Annotated in this window: 27 protein-coding genes; 4 read left to right on the plus strand and 23 right to left on the minus strand. The window is 43.6% G+C overall.

The annotated features are described in order from the left end of the window. Positions 1 to 19: 19 nt before the first annotated feature. The 23 genes from secY to fusA all read right to left on the minus strand — a co-directional run bounded on the left by secY (position 20) and on the right by fusA (position 13,558). Entirely contained in the window at positions 20 to 1,306 is a 1,287-nt protein-coding gene (secY, locus tag KKF75_02855) for a preprotein translocase subunit SecY (protein MBU4381133.1), read from the minus strand. Then, complete coding sequence (gene rplO / locus KKF75_02860; GenBank protein MBU4381134.1) at positions 1,303 to 1,749, minus strand: 50S ribosomal protein L15; 447 nt, start codon at positions 1,747 to 1,749, stop codon at positions 1,303 to 1,305. The genes secY and rplO overlap by 4 nt, the downstream gene beginning before the upstream one ends. Then, positions 1,746 to 2,237 carry a 30S ribosomal protein S5 gene (rpsE, locus tag KKF75_02865; GenBank protein MBU4381135.1) on the minus strand — a complete coding sequence of 164 codons (492 nt, stop codon included), beginning with the start codon at positions 2,235 to 2,237 and terminating at the stop codon, positions 1,746 to 1,748. The genes rplO and rpsE overlap by 4 nt, the downstream gene beginning before the upstream one ends. 4 nt (positions 2,238 to 2,241) lie before the next feature. After that, positions 2,242 to 2,589 (minus strand): 50S ribosomal protein L18, encoded by a 348-nt coding sequence (gene rplR, locus KKF75_02870; GenBank protein MBU4381136.1) that lies wholly within the window; start codon positions 2,587 to 2,589, stop codon positions 2,242 to 2,244. 152 nt (positions 2,590 to 2,741) lie between these two features. Further along, positions 2,742 to 3,296: a 50S ribosomal protein L6 gene (gene rplF, locus KKF75_02875; protein ID MBU4381137.1), complete on the minus strand. Its 555-nt coding sequence runs from the start codon at positions 3,294 to 3,296 to the stop codon at positions 2,742 to 2,744. A gap of 5 nt (positions 3,297 to 3,301) precedes the next feature. Continuing rightward, positions 3,302 to 3,691 (minus strand): 30S ribosomal protein S8, encoded by a 390-nt coding sequence (gene rpsH / locus KKF75_02880; protein ID MBU4381138.1) that lies wholly within the window; start codon positions 3,689 to 3,691, stop codon positions 3,302 to 3,304. Between the two features lies 1 nt (position 3,692). Beyond that, complete coding sequence (locus KKF75_02885; GenBank protein ID MBU4381139.1) at positions 3,693 to 3,875, minus strand: type Z 30S ribosomal protein S14; 183 nt, start codon at positions 3,873 to 3,875, stop codon at positions 3,693 to 3,695. Then, the gene (rplE, locus tag KKF75_02890) at positions 3,868 to 4,431 is read right to left on the minus strand and encodes a 50S ribosomal protein L5 (protein MBU4381140.1); all 564 of its coding nucleotides are present in this window, start codon (positions 4,429 to 4,431) and stop codon (positions 3,868 to 3,870) included. The genes KKF75_02885 and rplE overlap by 8 nt, the downstream gene beginning before the upstream one ends. Beyond that, positions 4,428 to 4,739, minus strand: coding sequence for a 50S ribosomal protein L24 (gene rplX, locus KKF75_02895; protein MBU4381141.1), 312 nt, complete (start codon positions 4,737 to 4,739; stop codon positions 4,428 to 4,430). The genes rplE and rplX overlap by 4 nt, the downstream gene beginning before the upstream one ends. 10 nt (positions 4,740 to 4,749) lie before the next feature. Next, positions 4,750 to 5,118 (minus strand): 50S ribosomal protein L14, encoded by a 369-nt coding sequence (rplN, locus tag KKF75_02900; GenBank protein ID MBU4381142.1) that lies wholly within the window; start codon positions 5,116 to 5,118, stop codon positions 4,750 to 4,752. A 4-nt stretch (positions 5,119 to 5,122) separates the two neighbouring features. After that, a complete protein-coding gene (gene rpsQ, locus KKF75_02905; protein ID MBU4381143.1) occupies positions 5,123 to 5,353 on the minus strand; it encodes a 30S ribosomal protein S17 in 231 nt (76 codons plus the stop codon). Between the two features lie 11 nt (positions 5,354 to 5,364). Next, positions 5,365 to 5,565 (minus strand): 50S ribosomal protein L29, encoded by a 201-nt coding sequence (gene rpmC / locus KKF75_02910; protein ID MBU4381144.1) that lies wholly within the window; start codon positions 5,563 to 5,565, stop codon positions 5,365 to 5,367. A 5-nt stretch (positions 5,566 to 5,570) separates the two neighbouring features. After that, a complete protein-coding gene (rplP, locus tag KKF75_02915) occupies positions 5,571 to 5,978 on the minus strand; it encodes a 50S ribosomal protein L16 (GenBank protein MBU4381145.1) in 408 nt (135 codons plus the stop codon). A 7-nt stretch (positions 5,979 to 5,985) separates the two neighbouring features. Next, positions 5,986 to 6,627, minus strand: coding sequence for a 30S ribosomal protein S3 (gene rpsC / locus KKF75_02920; GenBank protein ID MBU4381146.1), 642 nt, complete (start codon positions 6,625 to 6,627; stop codon positions 5,986 to 5,988). After that, positions 6,605 to 6,973, minus strand: coding sequence for a 50S ribosomal protein L22 (gene rplV / locus KKF75_02925; GenBank protein MBU4381147.1), 369 nt, complete (start codon positions 6,971 to 6,973; stop codon positions 6,605 to 6,607). Before rplV ends, rpsC begins: the two co-directional genes overlap by 23 nt. Before the next feature lie 26 nt (positions 6,974 to 6,999). After that, positions 7,000 to 7,347 carry a 30S ribosomal protein S19 gene (gene rpsS, locus KKF75_02930; GenBank protein ID MBU4381148.1) on the minus strand — a complete coding sequence of 116 codons (348 nt, stop codon included), beginning with the start codon at positions 7,345 to 7,347 and terminating at the stop codon, positions 7,000 to 7,002. 89 nt (positions 7,348 to 7,436) lie between these two features. Continuing rightward, positions 7,437 to 8,258 carry a 50S ribosomal protein L2 gene (rplB, locus tag KKF75_02935; protein MBU4381149.1) on the minus strand — a complete coding sequence of 274 codons (822 nt, stop codon included), beginning with the start codon at positions 8,256 to 8,258 and terminating at the stop codon, positions 7,437 to 7,439. 2 nt (positions 8,259 to 8,260) lie between these two features. Continuing rightward, on the minus strand, positions 8,261 to 8,590 hold the full coding sequence (locus KKF75_02940) for a 50S ribosomal protein L23 (GenBank protein ID MBU4381150.1): 330 nt from the start codon (positions 8,588 to 8,590) through the stop codon (positions 8,261 to 8,263). Next, complete coding sequence (gene rplD / locus KKF75_02945; protein MBU4381151.1) at positions 8,578 to 9,213, minus strand: 50S ribosomal protein L4; 636 nt, start codon at positions 9,211 to 9,213, stop codon at positions 8,578 to 8,580. Before rplD ends, KKF75_02940 begins: the two co-directional genes overlap by 13 nt. Next, a complete protein-coding gene (gene rplC, locus KKF75_02950; protein MBU4381152.1) occupies positions 9,210 to 9,641 on the minus strand; it encodes a 50S ribosomal protein L3 in 432 nt (143 codons plus the stop codon). The genes rplD and rplC overlap by 4 nt, the downstream gene beginning before the upstream one ends. Positions 9,642 to 9,756: 115 nt before the next feature. Further along, on the minus strand, positions 9,757 to 10,065 hold the full coding sequence (gene rpsJ, locus KKF75_02955) for a 30S ribosomal protein S10 (protein MBU4381153.1): 309 nt from the start codon (positions 10,063 to 10,065) through the stop codon (positions 9,757 to 9,759). Positions 10,066 to 10,160: 95 nt separating this feature from the next. Next, positions 10,161 to 11,354 carry an elongation factor Tu gene (gene tuf, locus KKF75_02960; GenBank protein ID MBU4381154.1) on the minus strand — a complete coding sequence of 398 codons (1,194 nt, stop codon included), beginning with the start codon at positions 11,352 to 11,354 and terminating at the stop codon, positions 10,161 to 10,163. A gap of 95 nt (positions 11,355 to 11,449) precedes the next feature. Further along, the gene (fusA, locus tag KKF75_02965; protein ID MBU4381155.1) at positions 11,450 to 13,558 is read right to left on the minus strand and encodes an elongation factor G; all 2,109 of its coding nucleotides are present in this window, start codon (positions 13,556 to 13,558) and stop codon (positions 11,450 to 11,452) included. Between the two features lie 329 nt (positions 13,559 to 13,887). On the opposite strand from fusA, the gene KKF75_02970 reads away from it, so the two are divergent. From KKF75_02970 to KKF75_02985, 4 genes are all read left to right on the plus strand, one after another. After that, positions 13,888 to 14,532: a hypothetical protein gene (locus tag KKF75_02970; protein MBU4381156.1), complete on the plus strand. Its 645-nt coding sequence runs from the start codon at positions 13,888 to 13,890 to the stop codon at positions 14,530 to 14,532. Beyond that, positions 14,490 to 14,825 carry a hypothetical protein gene (locus tag KKF75_02975; protein ID MBU4381157.1) on the plus strand — a complete coding sequence of 112 codons (336 nt, stop codon included), beginning with the start codon at positions 14,490 to 14,492 and terminating at the stop codon, positions 14,823 to 14,825. Before KKF75_02970 ends, KKF75_02975 begins: the two co-directional genes overlap by 43 nt. Before the next feature lie 19 nt (positions 14,826 to 14,844). Continuing rightward, positions 14,845 to 15,876: a hypothetical protein gene (locus tag KKF75_02980; GenBank protein MBU4381158.1), complete on the plus strand. Its 1,032-nt coding sequence runs from the start codon at positions 14,845 to 14,847 to the stop codon at positions 15,874 to 15,876. A gap of 253 nt (positions 15,877 to 16,129) precedes the next feature. Then, entirely contained in the window at positions 16,130 to 17,842 is a 1,713-nt protein-coding gene (locus tag KKF75_02985; GenBank protein ID MBU4381159.1) for a hypothetical protein, read from the plus strand. The last annotated feature ends 16 nt before the right edge of the window (positions 17,843 to 17,858 follow it).

A 17,858-nucleotide genomic window follows, 5' to 3' on the forward strand; every position in this document is an offset into this window, starting at 1 on the left:
TTTAATAATTAAAAACTCACTAAATAATCTTAGCATCGTAATCGCGCATGATAAGTTGCGATTGGAGTGATTTTACCGTTTCTAATACCACAGATACAACAATTAAAATTCCTGCCCCCCCAACGGTAAGAGTGGCAATACCCGTGATGCTTTGAGCTACATTCGGCAGTACCGCAACTAACCCTAAAAACAATGCCCCAACCAAAGTGATTCTGGTTACCACCCGATTTAGATAATCGGATGTTGGCTTTCCGGGCCTAATTCCTGGGATAAACCCACCCTGTTTTTTTAAGTTGTCTGCCACATCTTCGGGGTTAAAAGCTACCGCAGTGTAAAAATAGGTAAACGCAAAAACCAAAATAAAATAAAAAGCATTATATATCCAGCCCCCCATTTTAAAATAAACCGTAAGCACTCTGCCGATTTCCGCCAATTGCGGACTCTTTGCCGAAACGAGAACATTGCCAAGAAAAGAAGGCAGTAACACTAAAGAGACCGCAAAGATGATGGGAATCATTCCCGCCATATTAACTCGCAAAGGCAAAAAATTACTCCCCCCGCCATAAATTCGTCCCCCGCGCAACCTTTTGGCATATTGAACTTGAACATTTCGCGTCGCCTCATTGACAAAAACCACGGCAGCAACAACGCCGATTGCCAAAGTAAAAATAATCGCAATATTTGTTATACCTTGTGAGCTTACTGTGGCAAGAGTTTGCCCAAAGGATCGCGGAAGCTTGGCCACAATTCCCGAGAAAATTATGATCGAAATGCCATTGCCAATCCCATATTCCGAAATTAATTCTCCCAACCACATTAAAAGGACACTCCCCCCTGTCATGGCAACAACCAAACGCAAAACATCGGCAGGTGACAAATTTCCAATAATCCCCTGTTTAGAAAGCAAAATAAACATTCCGTAAGATTGCATAGCGCACATGGGAATAGCAATAATTCTGGTGTACTGATTTATTTTTATTCTGCCAAATTCGCCCTCTTTGCTCATTTCTTCCAATTTTGGAAAAACCTTAGTAAAAAGTTGCATAATAATAGAGGCGTTAATATAGGGACCAAGACCTAAAGTAACCAACGAAAAGTTTTCCATACCACCACCAGTAAAGACATTTAAAAAGCCTAAAATTTGGCTAGAATTAAATAAATTTTGCAAGGCGGTAATATTTGCCCCCGGAATTGGAATATGAGCTAAAAAACGAAATACAAAAAGAATTCCAAAAGTAAAAAGGATTTTTCTTTTAAGATCTTTTTCACTAAATAAATCGCTAAATATCTTTAAGACCGAATTCATGTGGCAGTTCCTCCAGCTTTAGTAATTTTAGCAAGTGCCGATTTAGAATACAAAAACCCCCTAAAGTTAAGCTTTTCGGAAAATTCCCCATCTCCTAAAATCTTGGGCTTAAAGTATTTATTAGCCCGAATAACACTTTTTTTTACCAGCGTACTGGGAGTTATGGTTTCTCCCGCCTTAAAGCCTTTTAAACTTTTGAGATTTATTGTGGTAACTTTTTTAGATACCGGAGAGTTGCCTTTTCCTCTTTTTTGGGGCATGCGCTTAATAATTGCTATTTGCCCACCTTCGAAAAAAGACGGGATATTATGCCCCGATCTTGCCTTTTGTCCTTTGTTTCCCCGTCCCGATGTATGTCCCCCCTTTCCTGAACCAATTCCCCTCCCCACCCTTTTAGCACTTCTCCTGCTACCTTTTAATTTTGGTAAGTTGCTTAAATTCATACTCTTTGTGATTTAAGGCTTTTTAAAGCCTTAATAACGGCATAAACATTGTTTAACTTGTTGTTTGAGCCAAGCATTTTTGACGAAACATTTTTAATACCCGCAACCTCCAACACTTTGCGTACAGCTCCCCCAGCAATAATTCCCGCGCCGTCTGGAGCCGGCTTAATAAATACCTGACAGGCGCTGTATTTTGCCCAAACTTCATGAGGAATTGTTCCTTGACGAACCGGCACTGTAAACATTTTTCTTCTAGCACCACTGGTAGCTTTGGCAATAGCAGACGCGGTATCACCCGCTTTTCCCAAAGAAATCCCAATTGATCCTTCTTTGTTCCCTACAACTGCTAAAACCGAAAAGGCAATTTTATTACCACCCTTGGTTTTTTTAGCTACCCTTTTTATTTCGATAATTTTTTCTTCAAAACTGTCCTTTGGGGTTCTTGCGCCATAAGCGTTTTTTCTTGTTCTTTCGTTTTGTTTTTGCATAATACTAGAAAACTAATTTATTTTCCCTCGCCCCTTCGGCAACCGCTTTTACTCTACCATGATACTTATAACCCGAACGATCAAAAACCACTTTCTTAATCTTGGCATCAAGCGCTTTTTTTGCTACAGCTTTACCTACTTCGTAAGCCCTTTTGGTCTTTTTAGTTTTTGCATCCATCTTTAGATCGGAGCTTGCAACCAAAGTTACACCTTTTTCATCGTTTACTATTTGAGCATAAATATGCTTATGGGACCTAAAAACGCTTAGTCTAGGTCGTTCTTTGGTTCCTACTACTTTTGCTCTAATTTTAGCTTTTATCCTCTCGCGAGGGCTTTTGTGTGTCACTTTCATATATTTATATACAAGCTTCGCTTATAACAAGATTTAAGAACAAATACTAAAATGTTTCGCGTCAGCGAAAGCGTTACAAGCTCTGCTTATAGCGAAAGCGTTACAAGCTCTGCTTATAGCGAAAGCGTTACAAGCTCTGCTTATAATGATCTCTAAGTTTTACCGGACGCCCCGGCTTTTCCGGCTTTACCAGCTTTTCTTCTGATAATTTCTCCTTGGTACTTAATTCCTTTGCCTTTGTAAGGCTCTGGCTTTCTAACTTTTCTAATTAACGCGCTAAACTGCCCTACTTGTTGCTTATCACAACCGCTAACTTTAATCTTAACATCGTCAGAAACTTCTACCTTTAACCCTTGGGGAATTTCCATTTTTACCGGATGAGAATACCCAACTGTTAAAACAAGTGTGTTGCCTTCTATTTTTGACCTAAAGCCAACTCCCGAGAGCTCTAACTTACGAAAAAACCCGTTAGAGACCCCCGTAACCATATTGGCAATTAATGCCCGCTCCAACCCCCAGTAGGCATTTTCCGTTTCTCCATCCTTTAGATAAACCTCAATTTCATTTTTATTGATCTTTAAACCCACCTCGGGTCGAACAACCCTTGTTAGGGTACCACTAGATCCCACAACTGTCACTAAATCGCCAACGCAGGTTACTGTTACCCCCGCAGGAATATCAATTGGCATTTTGCCTATTTTACTCATAGTAATTAGTAAACCTCACAAATAACTTCTCCACCCAAAGCCTTTTTTCGAGATTCCTGACCTGTTAATACTCCTCTAGGTGTTGATATAATTTGAACACCCATACCATTTCTAATCTTTTTAATATCCTTAGATTTAATATATTTCCTTAAGCTAGGCTTAGAAATAATTTTTAAATGCGACATAATTGGCTCTCCACTCTCCCCAAACGCCACTTCTATATGCAACCTTTTAAAAGATTCTCCAGAATTCTTAAATGACTTAACAGAAGCTACAAAACCACAAGTTTTTAAGGCCTGCGCTACCGACTCCGCTAACTTTGAATAGGGAGCCTCAAAAGACTCGTTTTTTGCCATAACAGTGTTTTTAAGTTGGGACAAAAAATCTACAATCATATTAGTTTCGTTTAGCAACTCCTGGTAATTCTCCTGCCATTGCCATTTCTCTAAAACAAATTCGGCAAATTCCGTATTTTCTAATAAACCCGTTCACTCTGCCACAAAACTGACATCTATTGTAAGCTCTTACGGCAAATTTAGGTGTTTTTTTGTGTTTTAAAATTAGCGCTTTTTTAGGCATTTTTTATGGGTTTTAACTCTTTTTTAAACGGCATACCCAAAGCCTTAAGCAATAAGTAACCGTCGGAATCGTTAGAAGCCGTTGTTGTTATAACAACCTGAAGGCTTTTTATCTTTTCGATTTTATTAGAGTCTATAGTTGGAAAAACCAAATGCTCTCTAAAACCTATAGAACAATTTCCGTGACCATCAAAAGACTTTTTAGAAATTCCTCTAAAATCGCGAACCCGTGGCAACACTACACAGACTAAATTCTGGAAAAAATCCCACATTTTGACTCCTCGTAGTGTAACACATACCCCAACATCCTCCCCCTTCCTCAATTTAAAACTGGCAATAGACTTTTTGCTTTTTGTAACTTGCGGTTTTTGCCCTGTTATCTGCTCCAAATCACGAATGCAAGACTCTTTATATTGTTTATCGTCCTTAAACCTTCCAATTCCCATATTTACAGTGATCTTTCCCAAAGTTGGAACAGCGTGAACATTACCTTTTTCAAGCTTTTTAAGTAAATCTTTTTTTATTTCTTTTTCAAATTTTTCTTGTAATGTATTCATGGCATTATAACTTCCTTGCATTTACCACACTTGCGGTATTTTTTTCCCGCCACAATCGAAAATCCAACTCGCGTGGGCTTTTTACATTTGGGACAAACTAACATAACTTTAGACACTGCTATAGGCATTTCTTTGGAAATGATCCCTCCTTTAACATTTCTCCCCGAACTTTTTGTATGTCTCTTTACCACATGAACTCCTTTGACTACAATTTTAGAACTTGCCGTAATCACTCTTTCGACAACAGATTCCTTGCCTTTTTCTTTTCCTGATAAAATTTTAACCGTATCTCCTTTTCGTATTTTCATGCTATGTTAACTACCAAACTTCTGTTGCTAATGACACGATTTTGGAAAATCCGGCATCTCTTAATTCTCTTGCTACAGGACCAAAAACTCTTGTACCCAACGGCAGTTTGTCCGCGCCAACAACACAAGCCGCGTTATCATCAAATCTAATATGTGACCCATCTTTACGTCGCTGTTCCTTTCTACACCTCACGACTACAGCCTTTACAACCGAGTGGTCCTTTACAATACCTGTTGACGAAGCCCCCTTTACAACACAGGTTACAATGTTTCCCAATAGAGCAAACCTTCTTCTGGAATTCCCAGGAATACCAATAATAAGCAACCCCTGTGCCCCACTGTTATCCGCAAGTTTTAGTCTTGATCCAACTTGAACCATAGAATTAATTTATCTTAGTAACTACCCAATTCTTAAAGCAACTTAGCGGTCTTGATTCTTCTATAGTCACAAAATCTCCTAACTTGGCGCCAACTTCGTTATGCGCTTTAAACCTTCGGGTATTGCGGATCTCTTTGCCATACATGGGATCTTTTCTTGGCATCTCTACAGCTACAATTGCAGTTTTCTGCATCTTGTCCGAAACTATTTTTCCTACAAATGTCTTTTTAGGCATAATGACAAATCCTAACTTTGAATAATCTCTTTTTCTCTTAAAATTGTCTTAATTCGCGCTATTTGCTTTCTAATTTTGGCAATTTTTGCGACCTCTTTAAGCTTTCCCAAAGAGTGGCTCAATTTAGCATCTATTATTTCTTTCTGCAACAACTTAAAGTCTGCGAGCAACAATTCTTTGGTTTTATCACGAAGCTTTGATATTGATTCCATGGTATTTAATCTGCTTGAACAAACCCTGTTTTAATCGGTAATTTATGCGAGGCGCGATCAAACGCTTCTCGAGCTACTGCCTCGGTAACACCAGACAGCTCAAACATTATTTTTCCCGGTCGAGTTCTGCAGGAAAAATGGTCTGCCAAGCCTTTCCCGCCACCCATTCTTGTTTCGGCAGGCTTTTTTGTTACAGGATTATCGGGAAATACTCTAATCCAAAGCTTTCCGCTTCTTTTAGTAAAATGCGTAATGGCTTTTCTGGCAGCCTCTATTTGCCGCGATGTAATATAGCCACGATCCATGGCTTTAAGACCAAACTCTCCAAAATCAACATTAGAACCGCGATTACTCAATCCCGCGATTGTGCCTCTTTGGGTCCTTCTAAATTTCATTCTCTTTGGCATTAACATAAAAAAATTACTTGATGTTTTCGTACTCGCCTCGATAAATCCAAACTTTTATTCCAATGCTTCCATATGCTGGCATTGCTTCTACCCGGGCAAAATCTATATCAGCTCGCAAGGTTTGGGTGGGAACTGTTCCACGAGAAAATTTCTCGTTGCGTCCAATACTGGAAGCGCCACTTAAAAGACCCGAGACTTCTATTTTAATACCCAAAACCCTTGCCTCCTGCGCTTTTTGCAAAGCCGAGTTTACCGCTCTTTTATAAGGAATTCGTTTTTCTATTTGATCCGCAATAGCTCGGGCTGTAAGATAAGCGGATTTTTCGATCTCTTTAATTTCCTCAACCACCAAATCTACTTTTTCCGGCGTTAATTTTTTTAACTCCTCTCGTAAAAGCGCGATTCCCGCCCCACCTTTTCCAATAACTACCCCAGGACGAGAAATAGCCACAACTATTTTAATGTTTCCAAAGGAGCGCTCAATGACAACTTGAGAAATTCCTGCCCCAGAAAGCCTTTTCATTAAAAACCTTCTAATTTTTTGATCTTCTAAAACATACGCAGGCAACACTTTTTTGTCTTGAGTAAACCAAATAGATTGCCAATTTTTGTAGACCCCGTAACGGAAACCGTTAGGATTTGTTTTTTGTCCCATTTTCGTCAGAAACTGAAAGAGATAATTTAATATTTGTGGTTCTTTTTAAAATTGGGCGGGCGGTTCCCTTGGAACCAGCTCTAATTCTTTTAAGCGTTGTCCCTTTTCCCACCATAATTTCGGATAAAAACATCTCATCGCTTTCAAGACCTCTGCTCTTTGCTGACGCTACTGCCGATTTGATTAGATTAGCAACCGGTCTGGCTGATCTTTTGACCGTAAAAGCAAGCCGTCTTCGCGCCTCCATGACTGTGCACCCCCTCACAAGATCGCAAACCAAAGCGACTTTTCTTGGCGTTATTCTTAAATTATTTAATTTTGCAACAACCTGTTGTTTTTTTTCCATAATCCTTAGACGCTTTCTATAGCTATCTATTTTGCTCCCGCTTTAGGTGACGGCTTTGGCGCAGTTGGAGAAATACCCTCCGGTGCTCTCTTGGCAGAACTTTCTTTTTTAAGACCTTTTCTGCTGTGAGTTCTAAAGGTCCTGGTTAAAGAAAACTCCCCTAACTTGTGCCCAACCATAGACTCGGTGACAAACACCCCAATAAAGGTTTTTCCGTTATGTACTTCGAAATTTAACCCCACCATCTCGGGACTTATGGTAGATCTTCTACTCCATGTTTTTATAGCCCCACGATTTAATGTAGCTTTCGCTTTTTTTACTTTTTCTTGCAATTTTGGGTCAATGTAGGGACCCTTTTTTTGTGATCTGCTCATATCTATAACAAGATTCAAGAAAACTTCCTATTAATATCCCCGATGGATATCGGGGGCGTTACATATTTCCACGCTTCCCGCGTGGAAATCTATTTCCTTTCAACAATAAATTTATCGGTATGAGTTCTTTTTCTAGTTTTAAACCCTTTAGCAGGTTGTCCCCAAGGACTTACCGGAGACGCTCTTCCAACCCCCGATGTTTTGTAACTGCCCCCATGTGGATGAGATCTAGGACTACCATAGGCTACACCTCTTACCTTAGAGCGCCGTCCCAAGTATTTCTTTATTCCCGCTTTACCTAGGCTAATATTTTTAACATCTTCGTTGTCCAAAACACCAAAAGATCCGCTACAGTTTCCAAAAATCTTTTTTACCTCACCACTCGGAAGCTTGATATTAACATATTTCCCCTCTTTTGCGGTAATGGTTGCAAAATTCCCTGCTCCTCTAGCCATTTCTCCACCTTTTCCAACATGTAGCTCTACGCAATTAATATACGATCCAACCGGCATTAAATTTAAGGGGCAGGAATTTCCAGGGTTTTGATCAACAGCCTGCTTCGACGAAACAACGGTATCCCCAACTTTAAGTTCTTTGGGTCTTAAAATATAGCGCCGTTCACCATCAGCATATAAAATTAAAGCTATAGAACTGCCTCTATTGGGATCGTACTCTATTTGCTCAACTTTAGCCAAAATGTCGTATTTATCCCTTTTAAAATCTATCTTGCGATAGGCCTTTTTAGCACCCGCAGATCTGTGGCGCATTGAAACCCTACCACGAGATCTAGCAGTAGATCCACGACTGCCAACAACCAAAGACTTTACTCTTGCAAGCTTTTGGTTTTTTCGCCTTAAACTAATTTTTCCCCTTTGACCTGGGGTTGTGGGTTTGTATCTTTTTAATGCCATAGTTAACTTGTCTTCTTAACCTTCTTAGCCTTTCCTAATTTCTTCTCCACAACTTCAAATAAATCGATTTTCTGACCCGTTGCTAATTTAGCGAAGGCTTTTTTATACTCTTTGGTTTTATAAGACATTCTAGCCTTTGTTAAACTTCTTTTTGTTTTGCTCTTTGTTTTTAAAGTATTCAACCTCGTAACCTTAACCTTAAAGTGCTGCTCTATTTGATCAATAATCGCCCCTTTTGACGCCTCTTTAACAACTGCAAAGGAATAAATGCCTTTTTTTACCAAGTGGGTAGTTTTTTCTGTGATTATAGGTCTAATTATTATTTGTTGCATAGTTCTGAAATAACCTCTTTTTCTAAAACAGTCAGCGCCACGGAAGATAACTCAAAAGCGTTAATTGCTCTGGAGTCGCAAACACTAACCTGCGAAAGATTTCTAAACGATCTTAAAACTTTAAATCTTTCGGCAACTTCCTTTTTGGCAGAAATTACTAAAAGAGCTTTTTTATCTATTTTTAAATTGTTTAAAATACCTATGGCATCTTTTGTTTTTAGCTTGTCCATATCTAATCTATCCAAAACTAAAATACTTTTAGTCTGCAAGGCGCAAGAAAGGGCTGATACAAGCGCTCCCCTCTTTTGAGCTTTATTTAAAGAGAGTCTTTTTGTGTAAGGAACAGGTCCGTGAGATATTCCACCGCCTACCCAAACTGGAGACCTAGATGACCCAGCCCGCGCCCTACCCGTATGTTTTTGGTTCCAAGGCTTTTTTCCGCCACCAGAGACTTGAGACCTTGTTTTGGTCTTGTGTGTTCCTTGGCTTTGATTAGCTTGATACATTCTAATGTACTGCGCTATTAGATCCAGATTTGGAGTAACACCAAAAACCTCTTTGGGAAGAGTTATTTTTTCAACTTCTTGGCCTTCTTTATTTAAGACGCTTACCTTTAAACTCATGTTAGTATTTCAACTTGCACCTTTGACCGCCTTGCTCCTGGCACCCCACCTAAAACTTTGATTTCGAGTTTTTCTTTTTCTAGACCAACAATCTTGGATCCCGGTACTGTAATGCTAGCATTTCCAAAGTGCCCCGGCATTTTGAGACCTTTAAAAACTCTTCCAGGGGTGGAAGGACCAGTAGAACCAATTGCCCTTTGCCTGTCCGACTGACCATGGGTAGCAGGACCTCCCTTATGCCCCCACCTCTTCATCACACCAGAAAAACCACGCCCTTTTGAAACTCCTTTTAGCTTTATTTTTTGACCAATGGCAAGCTCTTTTTCCGGCCAGACAGAAAGTACCACTGTTGTAAAAGGAACGACATCTCCATTTTCTAAATATAATAAACCCATGTCTTTTTTTGTTCCTAAAAGTTTTGTTTCCATATCTTATAACAAGATTCAAGAATAATTCCTATTAATTTCCTCGCCCACGGCGAGGGCGTTACATAGTTGCACGAGCTTGCTCGTGGAAATCTATGTTTGGTGCAGGGTGGGATAGTTAGGCCTTTATTTCTATTCCTACTCCCGAGGGCAAATTTAAATGTGACAACTGATCCATGGTACTTGGAGTTGGATTGTCAATATCAATAATTCTTACATGCGTTCTGACTTCAAAGTGCTCGCGAGATCTAGAATCAATATGCGGACCGCGCAGAACCGTAATGACTTCTTTTTTGCAAGGAAGCGGAACGGGACCCGAGACTCTAGCGCCAGTCCTTATGGCGCAATCTACAATTTTTGCAGCGCTTTGATCAACCACTCTGCTATCATATGACTTTAATTTTACCCTAATCCTTCCTTTAGACATACGACATCACAACAAGATTTAAGAAAACATCCAAATAATTTCCCCCGACGAATGTCGGGGGCGTTGCAAGCTTTTTCGCGTAATCGCGAAAAGGGTTATTTAATTACCTTCGAGACAACTCCTGCTCCAACCGTTTGACCACCTTCGCGAATAGCAAATCGCATTCCCTCTTCCATAGCAACTGGAGTAATCAGCTTAATGCTTAATTTTACATCATCACCTGGCATTGCCATCTCTGTCCCTGCGGGCAAATCGGCTTCTCCAGTAACATCTGTGGTTCTAATATAGAATTGTGGCTTGTATCCGCTAAAAAACGGGGTGTGTCTGCCACCCTCTTCTTTAGAAAGAACATAGACGCTGGCCTCAAACTCGGTGTGAGGGGTAATTGATCCTGGCTTTGCCAAGACCTGACCTCTTTCTACTCCATCTCGCTCAATTCCTCTTAAAAGGATCCCTACATTATCCCCGGCCTGCCCCTCGGGAAGAGATTTCTTAAACATCTCAATTCCAGTAACAACCGTCTTGGAGGTTGGTTTAATTCCAATTATTTCTACTTCCTCGTTAATTTTAACAACACCCCTGTCGATTTTTCCTGTAACCACTGTTCCACGACCCTTGATGCTAAACACATCCTCTATCGGCATTAAAAAGGGCTTGTCCAAATCTCTCTTTGGAGTTGGAATAAACTCATCAACCGCTTTCATTAAGTCTTCGATAGCTTTAATGGACGCGGGATCGCCTTCCAACGCTTTTAGAGCGGAACCTCTGATAATTGGAGTAGTGTCCCCCGGATACTCAAACTTTTTGAGCATATCTCTAAGCTCCATTTCGACTAAATCGCACATTTCATTCTTTTCGGCGTCGGTTCCAGGCAGAGCGTCGACTTTATTTAAAAATACGACCAGGGATGGAACATTAACTTGACGCGCTAAAAGAACATGTTCTCTTGTTTGAGGCATAGCTCCATCGGTTGCCGCAACAACAAGAATAGCGCCGTCCATTTGGGCAGCTCCGGTAATCATGTTTTTAATGTAATCTCGATGCCCCGGAGCATCTATGTGGGCATAGTGACGAGCTTCGGTTTCGTACTCAACATGAGTAATGTTGATTGTAATACCACGAGCCTTCTCTTCTGGGGCTTTGTCAATTTGATCGTAAGCATAAAATTGAGACAAACCCTTAGAAGCGAGTACCTTAGTAATTGCCGCAGTAAGTGTGGTTTTACCATGGTCTACATGACCTATGGTTCCAATATTTACATGAGGCTTAGTTCTGATGAATTCTGCCATAGAAAAAATCTAAATTTAAAAACTAGTGTGTACGCGCGTCTTGCGAACACTAACCTTTAAATGCTAGATATAAAAACAAGTAAACTTTTAAAGAATTATACTTTTCTTCCTTCGGCAATTTTTGTTGCCACCGATGCCGGAACCTCCTGATAATGACTGGGCTCAATATTAAAACTTCCTCTTCCTTGAGTAATGCTTCGCAGGGTTGTGGAATAACCAAACAACTCGGCAAGCGGAACCAACGTTTTTATAATCGCCAAGTTTCCTTTGCTTTCGGTACCCTCTATTCTACCACGCTTTGAGCTAATGTCACCTATGACATCTCCCATGAAGTTTTCGGGTACCGAAACCTCTACCTTCATGATAGGCTCTAAAAGTGCTGGGCTGGCTTTTCTCGCGGCATCTTTAAATGCCTCTATGGCTGCTATTTTAAACGCAATTTCCGAAGAGTCAACCTCGTGAAAAGATCCGTCATATAACGCCACCAACACATCAACTACCGGATACCCGGCAACAACGCCACTTTCTAAAGCTTCTTTGACTCCTTTTTCCACCGCTGGAATATACTCTTTGGGAATTGAGCCACCTACAATCTCGTTCACAAATTTAAAACCTTCTCCAGCTTCTCGCGGTTCCAAACGCAACCAAACATGACCATATTGACCCCGCCCACCTGACTGCCTAATATACTTACCTTCTTGCTCCACAATTTTTTTGATGGTCTCTTTAAAGGCAACTTGCGGAGCACCCGTTTCTGCCCCCACCTTAAATTCTCGCTTCATCCGATCAACAAGAATTTCCAAATGCAATTCGCCCATTCCAGCAATTAAAGTTTGTCCGGTTTCGGGGTTGGATTTTATTTTAAAAGTTGGATCCTCTTCGGAGAGTTTTTTTAGAGCCATTCCCATTTTTTCTTGGTCTTGCTTTGTTTTTGGCTCGATAGACATAGAAATAACCGGTTCGGGAAAACTAATTGCCTCAAGTAAAATTGGATTTTCCTCTGAACACAGCGAATCTCCCGTAAAAGTGTTTTTAAGTCCCACAACCGCGGCAATTTCACCAGCTTTGACCTCTTTGACATCTTCACGATCGTTGGCATGCATTAAGACAATTCTACTAAATCGTTCTTTTTCGCCACGGGTGGCGTTTAAAACATACGACCCAGCTGTAAGTTTTCCCGAGTAAGCTCTAAAATAGGTCAGTCTTCCAACATAAGGGTCGGTTTGAACTTTAAAAGCCAATCCCGAAAAATGCTCCGTAATATCAGGTCTTCTTTCTTCTTCGGCTCCTGTTTTAGGATTCTTGCCTTTAACGGGAGGAAGTTCTAATGGAGATGGGAGAAGATTAATTACCTGATCTAACAAGCTTTTTACAATTACGCCTCGTCCATCTCCTCCAAAAACCGGAAAAACCTCGCCACTTAGAGTAGCTTTTCTAACCGCTCGCATAAGCTCGCTTTCTGATATCTCTTTACCGTTGAGATACTTATCCATAACTTCGTCATCAAAGTCAGCAACTCTTTCCAACATTTCTCCTCTCCATTTTTTTGCTTCTTCGATTAAATTTGCGGGAATTTCTTCTTCCACTAAATCTTCTTGCAAATAGTCAGTATAGGTATAAGTCTTCATCCGAATTAAATCGATAACACCATGGAGGTCTTTTTCAAATCCCAGGGGCAAAACAATAGGAAACGCTTTAGAGCTTAGCCTTTCCCTAATTGATTCCAAACTCCTGTAAAAATCTCCGCCAATTTGGTTAATTTTATTAATAAAACAGATTCGGGGAACATGGTATTTGCTGGCTTGTCGCCAAACAGTTTCCGATTGTGGCTCCACTCCCATCTTTCCGTCAAAAACAACTATTGCTCCATCAAGAACCCTTAGAGAGCGTTCCACCTCGGCGGTAAAATCCACATGCCCTGGAGTATCAATAATGTTGATTCGGTAAACAGCACTTTTTTCTCCAAAATACCTGCGCCAAAAACAGGTAGTAGCGGCAGAGGTGATAGTGATTCCCCTTTCTCGTTCTTGTTCCATCCAATCCATTTGGGTGTCACCTAAATCGATCTTGCCAATTTTGTGAGTTTTTCCGGTATGAAACAAAACCGCCTCGGTAGTGGTTGTTTTGCCCGCGTCAATGTGGGCAATTATTCCAATATTTCTAATTCTATCTAGGGGTATTTCCCCAAATTCTTTGTCTTGCATGATCTTACAACAAAAAACTCCTATACGGAGTTTCCTCTTTTTAGCAAATTTTGCAACTAATAGCAACGGGTAATCACAATCGGTTTGACACCGCACAATTTCCCCTTGACAAGAGTCGTATCTTATAGTAAAAACTGCTCACCTGTCAACTACTTGGAGAGAGCCTGTAAAAAGGGCTTCCCCTGCGCCTTTTGCGTCTTATCCCTGTCATAAAAATCAGTAAACGAAAAATGAATCGTGTTTCCCTCACTCTGTGGGGGAGATTCAGGCACCTTAAAAACTGAATAGCGAATTTCATCTTTTATCAAAGAAAGGAAAGGAGGTGTCCCTTGTTTGATTTAATAAAGGGAGCACTATGGGCGATGGCAGGAGCTTTCGGGGACATCTTCCTGCTGGTATTCAATGTCTTGTCCCCATTGTTATTTGACCCGCTAAAAGCGGGAGCGCTGGAGCTCCGTGGCAATGAGTCTGAAAAAGAGGCTCTAGAAAAGATTGCCACGGCGTTCAAGAGGAACAGGCGCCTTCGCTGGAAAGCTCTGGATCCCGAAAGGGATCCTGCTATGGTTGGTCTGTATGTACTGACCAACAATCTCCGTTTCCTCTTTGAGCTCCTAGCAACACAGGTCTTGCTAGAGAGCTCCGCAGGAGGAGAAAGTATAACGCTGATCAAGCATGTACGGTTCGGCTGGCTCCTGCGCCTTTTTAGTTTTGAAGGCTACGCGGAGCCAACCCCACTGACTGACATCACTCCCGCGAGAGGTGGCGATGTCACTTATCTGCCGTGGAAGATCATCCATGGATCCTCCGGAGAGGTTGTGGAGACCGGTCTTCTCGTAAGGCTGGTCAATTTCCTGACCCAAAAGAGGGTAGTTCAATTCTTGACCGCGTCGGGGGAAGCCGACATGTGGCAATTCCCAAACGCGGAGAGATCATGGCGCAAGCTGATGTGGTTGGTCGAAGTCACTACTCAATAAAGGAAAGGAGAAATATCGTGTTTAGCAACAGTGTTCTTGCGGTTGCTGGGGTCGGCGCTGTGGCTTTGGCCGTCGCTGCGATCATCATCCTCTGGTCCTCGAAAGGCGAGGGGATCGGAGGGGTCGCGGGGGCGGTGGTGGCTGCTATGGCGCTGTTGTTGGGGCTTGGGGTTGTGGCGGCGACTGCCTTCGGCATTGCCTCCCATTCCTCAAGCTATTTCAGTATGTTTGATGGACTGGCGCAGTCATTCGGCCAGTTCGTCAGTAGAGTTGTCCAAATCTTCACCCCCTAACGGGGCAGGAGGGAACGAGATGAAAATGAAACGGTTTCTGAAAACCGTCGCTCCCCTCGCTTCCCTCCTGCTTCTGGCGGGATGTACAGGAGGTGAGGGGGACGGTGTAGGAAAGATGGTCGCAGGAGTGATAGGGGAGCTTAAGGGGATCAGTGATCTGATTAAGTTCGGGATCATCGGTCCTCGAGTTGAGTTACCCCTTTCAGTTTGGGCAGGGATTGGCGGTCTCGCCTCCCTACTCATCTTAATCGGTTTCATTTTCACCGCGTGGATGTCCGCAAGGGCCTACGCGCGGCGCCAGCCTGTAGAGGACTGGGGAATCGGTTGGTTTCTGCTTCTGATGATGACCGGAATCTGGATTTTCTTATCCGGTTATCTGTTATCGGGGGCGTACCTAGAGTTCCCTGATCTTGGGTTGGCGGATTTCGTTGTGAGGGGGATGGGGCTGATGGATCTTGCCGGGGGAGTATTGCTTCTCATGGCGGGTTTGGTCCTATTTTCCCTACGGATGATCATGTGGTCAATGTTGCTCGTGGCCGCCCTGTTTGTTCCAATCATTGCGGTAATCGCGCAATGGACAAACAGGCGTGGATTGATTGCGTACGCTTCAGTGCTGTTTTCTTACATCGTGTACGCGATGTACCCGTTCATCCTGGCGTTCGTCCTCAACACAGATCTTGGTCTACCCACCATTCCCCTGTTGGGAGGAGGCGGACTGATAAAAGCGGCAGTTCTAGTAATTACTGCCGGAGCGCTTCTCTTCTTCTTCCTGTTTGGTCCTTTGCTTCTGCGAAAAGTGTTCACGGCGATCGCGCCGAAAGAAACCGTTCTGCAAAGGGAGCCAAACAGGCTAGAGCCGGAGGAGATCGTTGCTTTGGTAATGTCCGCCCTTGCCCTCTTAACCGGGGGCGGACTGGAAGCGGCTCTAGCGCACATCTTCGGGCCTCTCTCCAAGAGGCTTGGAGTTGATGTTGGTGGAGTTGTCGATGGAGTGAAAAACGCCACCCGCAGTGGCAACACCGCAGCGGCAAATCCAGAACCCCCGGCGTAGCGCGGGGAGGGAGGAAACCATGTTGAGTATTTTGGCTCGAGTAGGAGAGCCCTTAGGGGATCTGATGTATACAATCCTCCTGTGGGCTTTGGATACGCGGTGGAGCCGCAAGCTCCGCCCGTATCTGCTGGTCTTTCTCTTCCTCCCCGCGTCTCTTTTTCTCTCTCAACTGCTTCACCCAGCGGGACCCGTCGTGGTTCTGGGCGGTTTGGGAGCGATTTTCGCGATTGGTATCGCCTACAAGTCTTGGGCGATGCTTCCGCGGAGATTTGGGAGAGAAAAGAGAAAGAGGGGTTGGATTGAGGAAGTCGTTGGAGAGGCAATGAGACTCTTGGGATTTGCCTCTCCGTTGGAATCGCTGTTTTCGGTCAACGGATATCCAGTGTGGGAGATTACCTATCCGCCCGAGCAACCGGGGGAAACAATCCTCGGAAACTCCGGTAGAGTCCGGTTGATTTCCACACCTGTAGGGTTGGAAGTTCCGGGGTTCCTCGCGGCAACGCGGGCGGACTCGAAAGATCCACCATTCGTGGCGGAAGCTCTAAAGAGTATCGGAGATTTCGCCCTTCCTGGGAGTGGATCCCTATGGCCTCGTCGGCTAGTCCGCCAAATCTTGCTCACGGCAGATATGCCATCAGAGCAAGCGCCGGATGTGCCTCTTGGTAGATTGCTGGAGCCGAGGGCTGTTCGTCTTAAGACGGAAGCGCTTTTAGCAAGTTCCGGAGCGACCGAAAGTACCCCAAGGGTTGAGGAGGTTTTGACCTACGGGGGAACCGCGGTTGCTAAGTTTGGCAAAGCGGGAACGCGGAAGTGCGCTTTCGTGGAGCTTAGACCTCGCTGTTTGGGTTTCGGCAAGAACCTTCCGCTTTCGGAGGCGCTAAATCGGCTTCTGTCTAAAGGCTATCCTATTTCCTTTGAAGCCGAAAGGATCGCCTCCGGCACCGTCTTTGGACGGCTGACGGCAATGGTTCTTCTCAAGAACGGCCGAGGGTCGTTGAAGCGGGCGTTGGGCGAGTTCCGCTCTGCAGGATTCGAAATCCCGTTGCTGGGGAGCTCCAAGACTGGAGCGTCCGGACTCTTCCGTCGCTTCCTTCCGGAAACGGAAATTGAAGCTAGCGGAGGATTCTCTTTGACGGCAGAAGAGTTTTGCCTAGTCTCCGATGCCCTTTGTTCTAGTGTCGGTTCGGCATCACGCGATCCCGACGAGGCACTGTTCGTCGGGTTGCGGGGCAGAACCCCGTGTTTTCTCGAACCCCGACCCCACGAACTCCGCACCGGGGTCCAGGGATCGGGCAAGACCACTGGCGTGAACTCGAGTCTCCTCCAAAGAACTGGTGGGAGATTTGTGGGAATCATCAGTGGCACTGATCCCAAGGCAAGCACTCTGGCAATGGTGTGTGATGCGGGGGGTAAGGTTGTTGATGTTTGTGGAAACGACAGTGAAAAAACTGGACGGGCATGTGTGGCGGAAGCAATCGGGTTCCTTCAACAGGGAAAACCGTTCACCATCCGCCCTATCGGTGTGGAGTTCACACCACAACTCGTCCAGTTCGCAATCGGCTTCGTTGACGAGTTCACCAAGGAGGTTCCCAAGGCCGACTGGTCCGCGGTTCTTCCTGCAGGTCGGCATCTGGGACTTTTGGTGGATGACCTCTTCCGTCTCCTCGCCGCTAGGGCAACCTATAGCATGGAGGCAGAGGTTGACAGACTTCTCGCTATCTTAGAAACAGCAATGTCGGAGCTGTGGAAGCCAATTCCCGGTGGGTACCCAGGATGCATTGTCGCAGTGACGACACAGGCTCCAGGAGATCCACCTCAAACGATGTATGACAAGTTTGGTATCGTTATACATCATCAAGGTCCGAAATCCGCCGTGATTTCTAGGTATTTGGATTGGGAACCAACATCAATCAACACCTGGATCTCCAACAAGGATCTGCACAACCTCGTTTCGGCTCGGCGGTAATCGGTCCATCAAGCAA

It is taken from the genome of Patescibacteria group bacterium (assembly GCA_018896215.1).
In the GTDB taxonomy this organism is placed as follows: Bacteria; Patescibacteriota; WWE3; order 0-14-0-20-40-13; family 0-14-0-20-40-13; genus JAHINB01.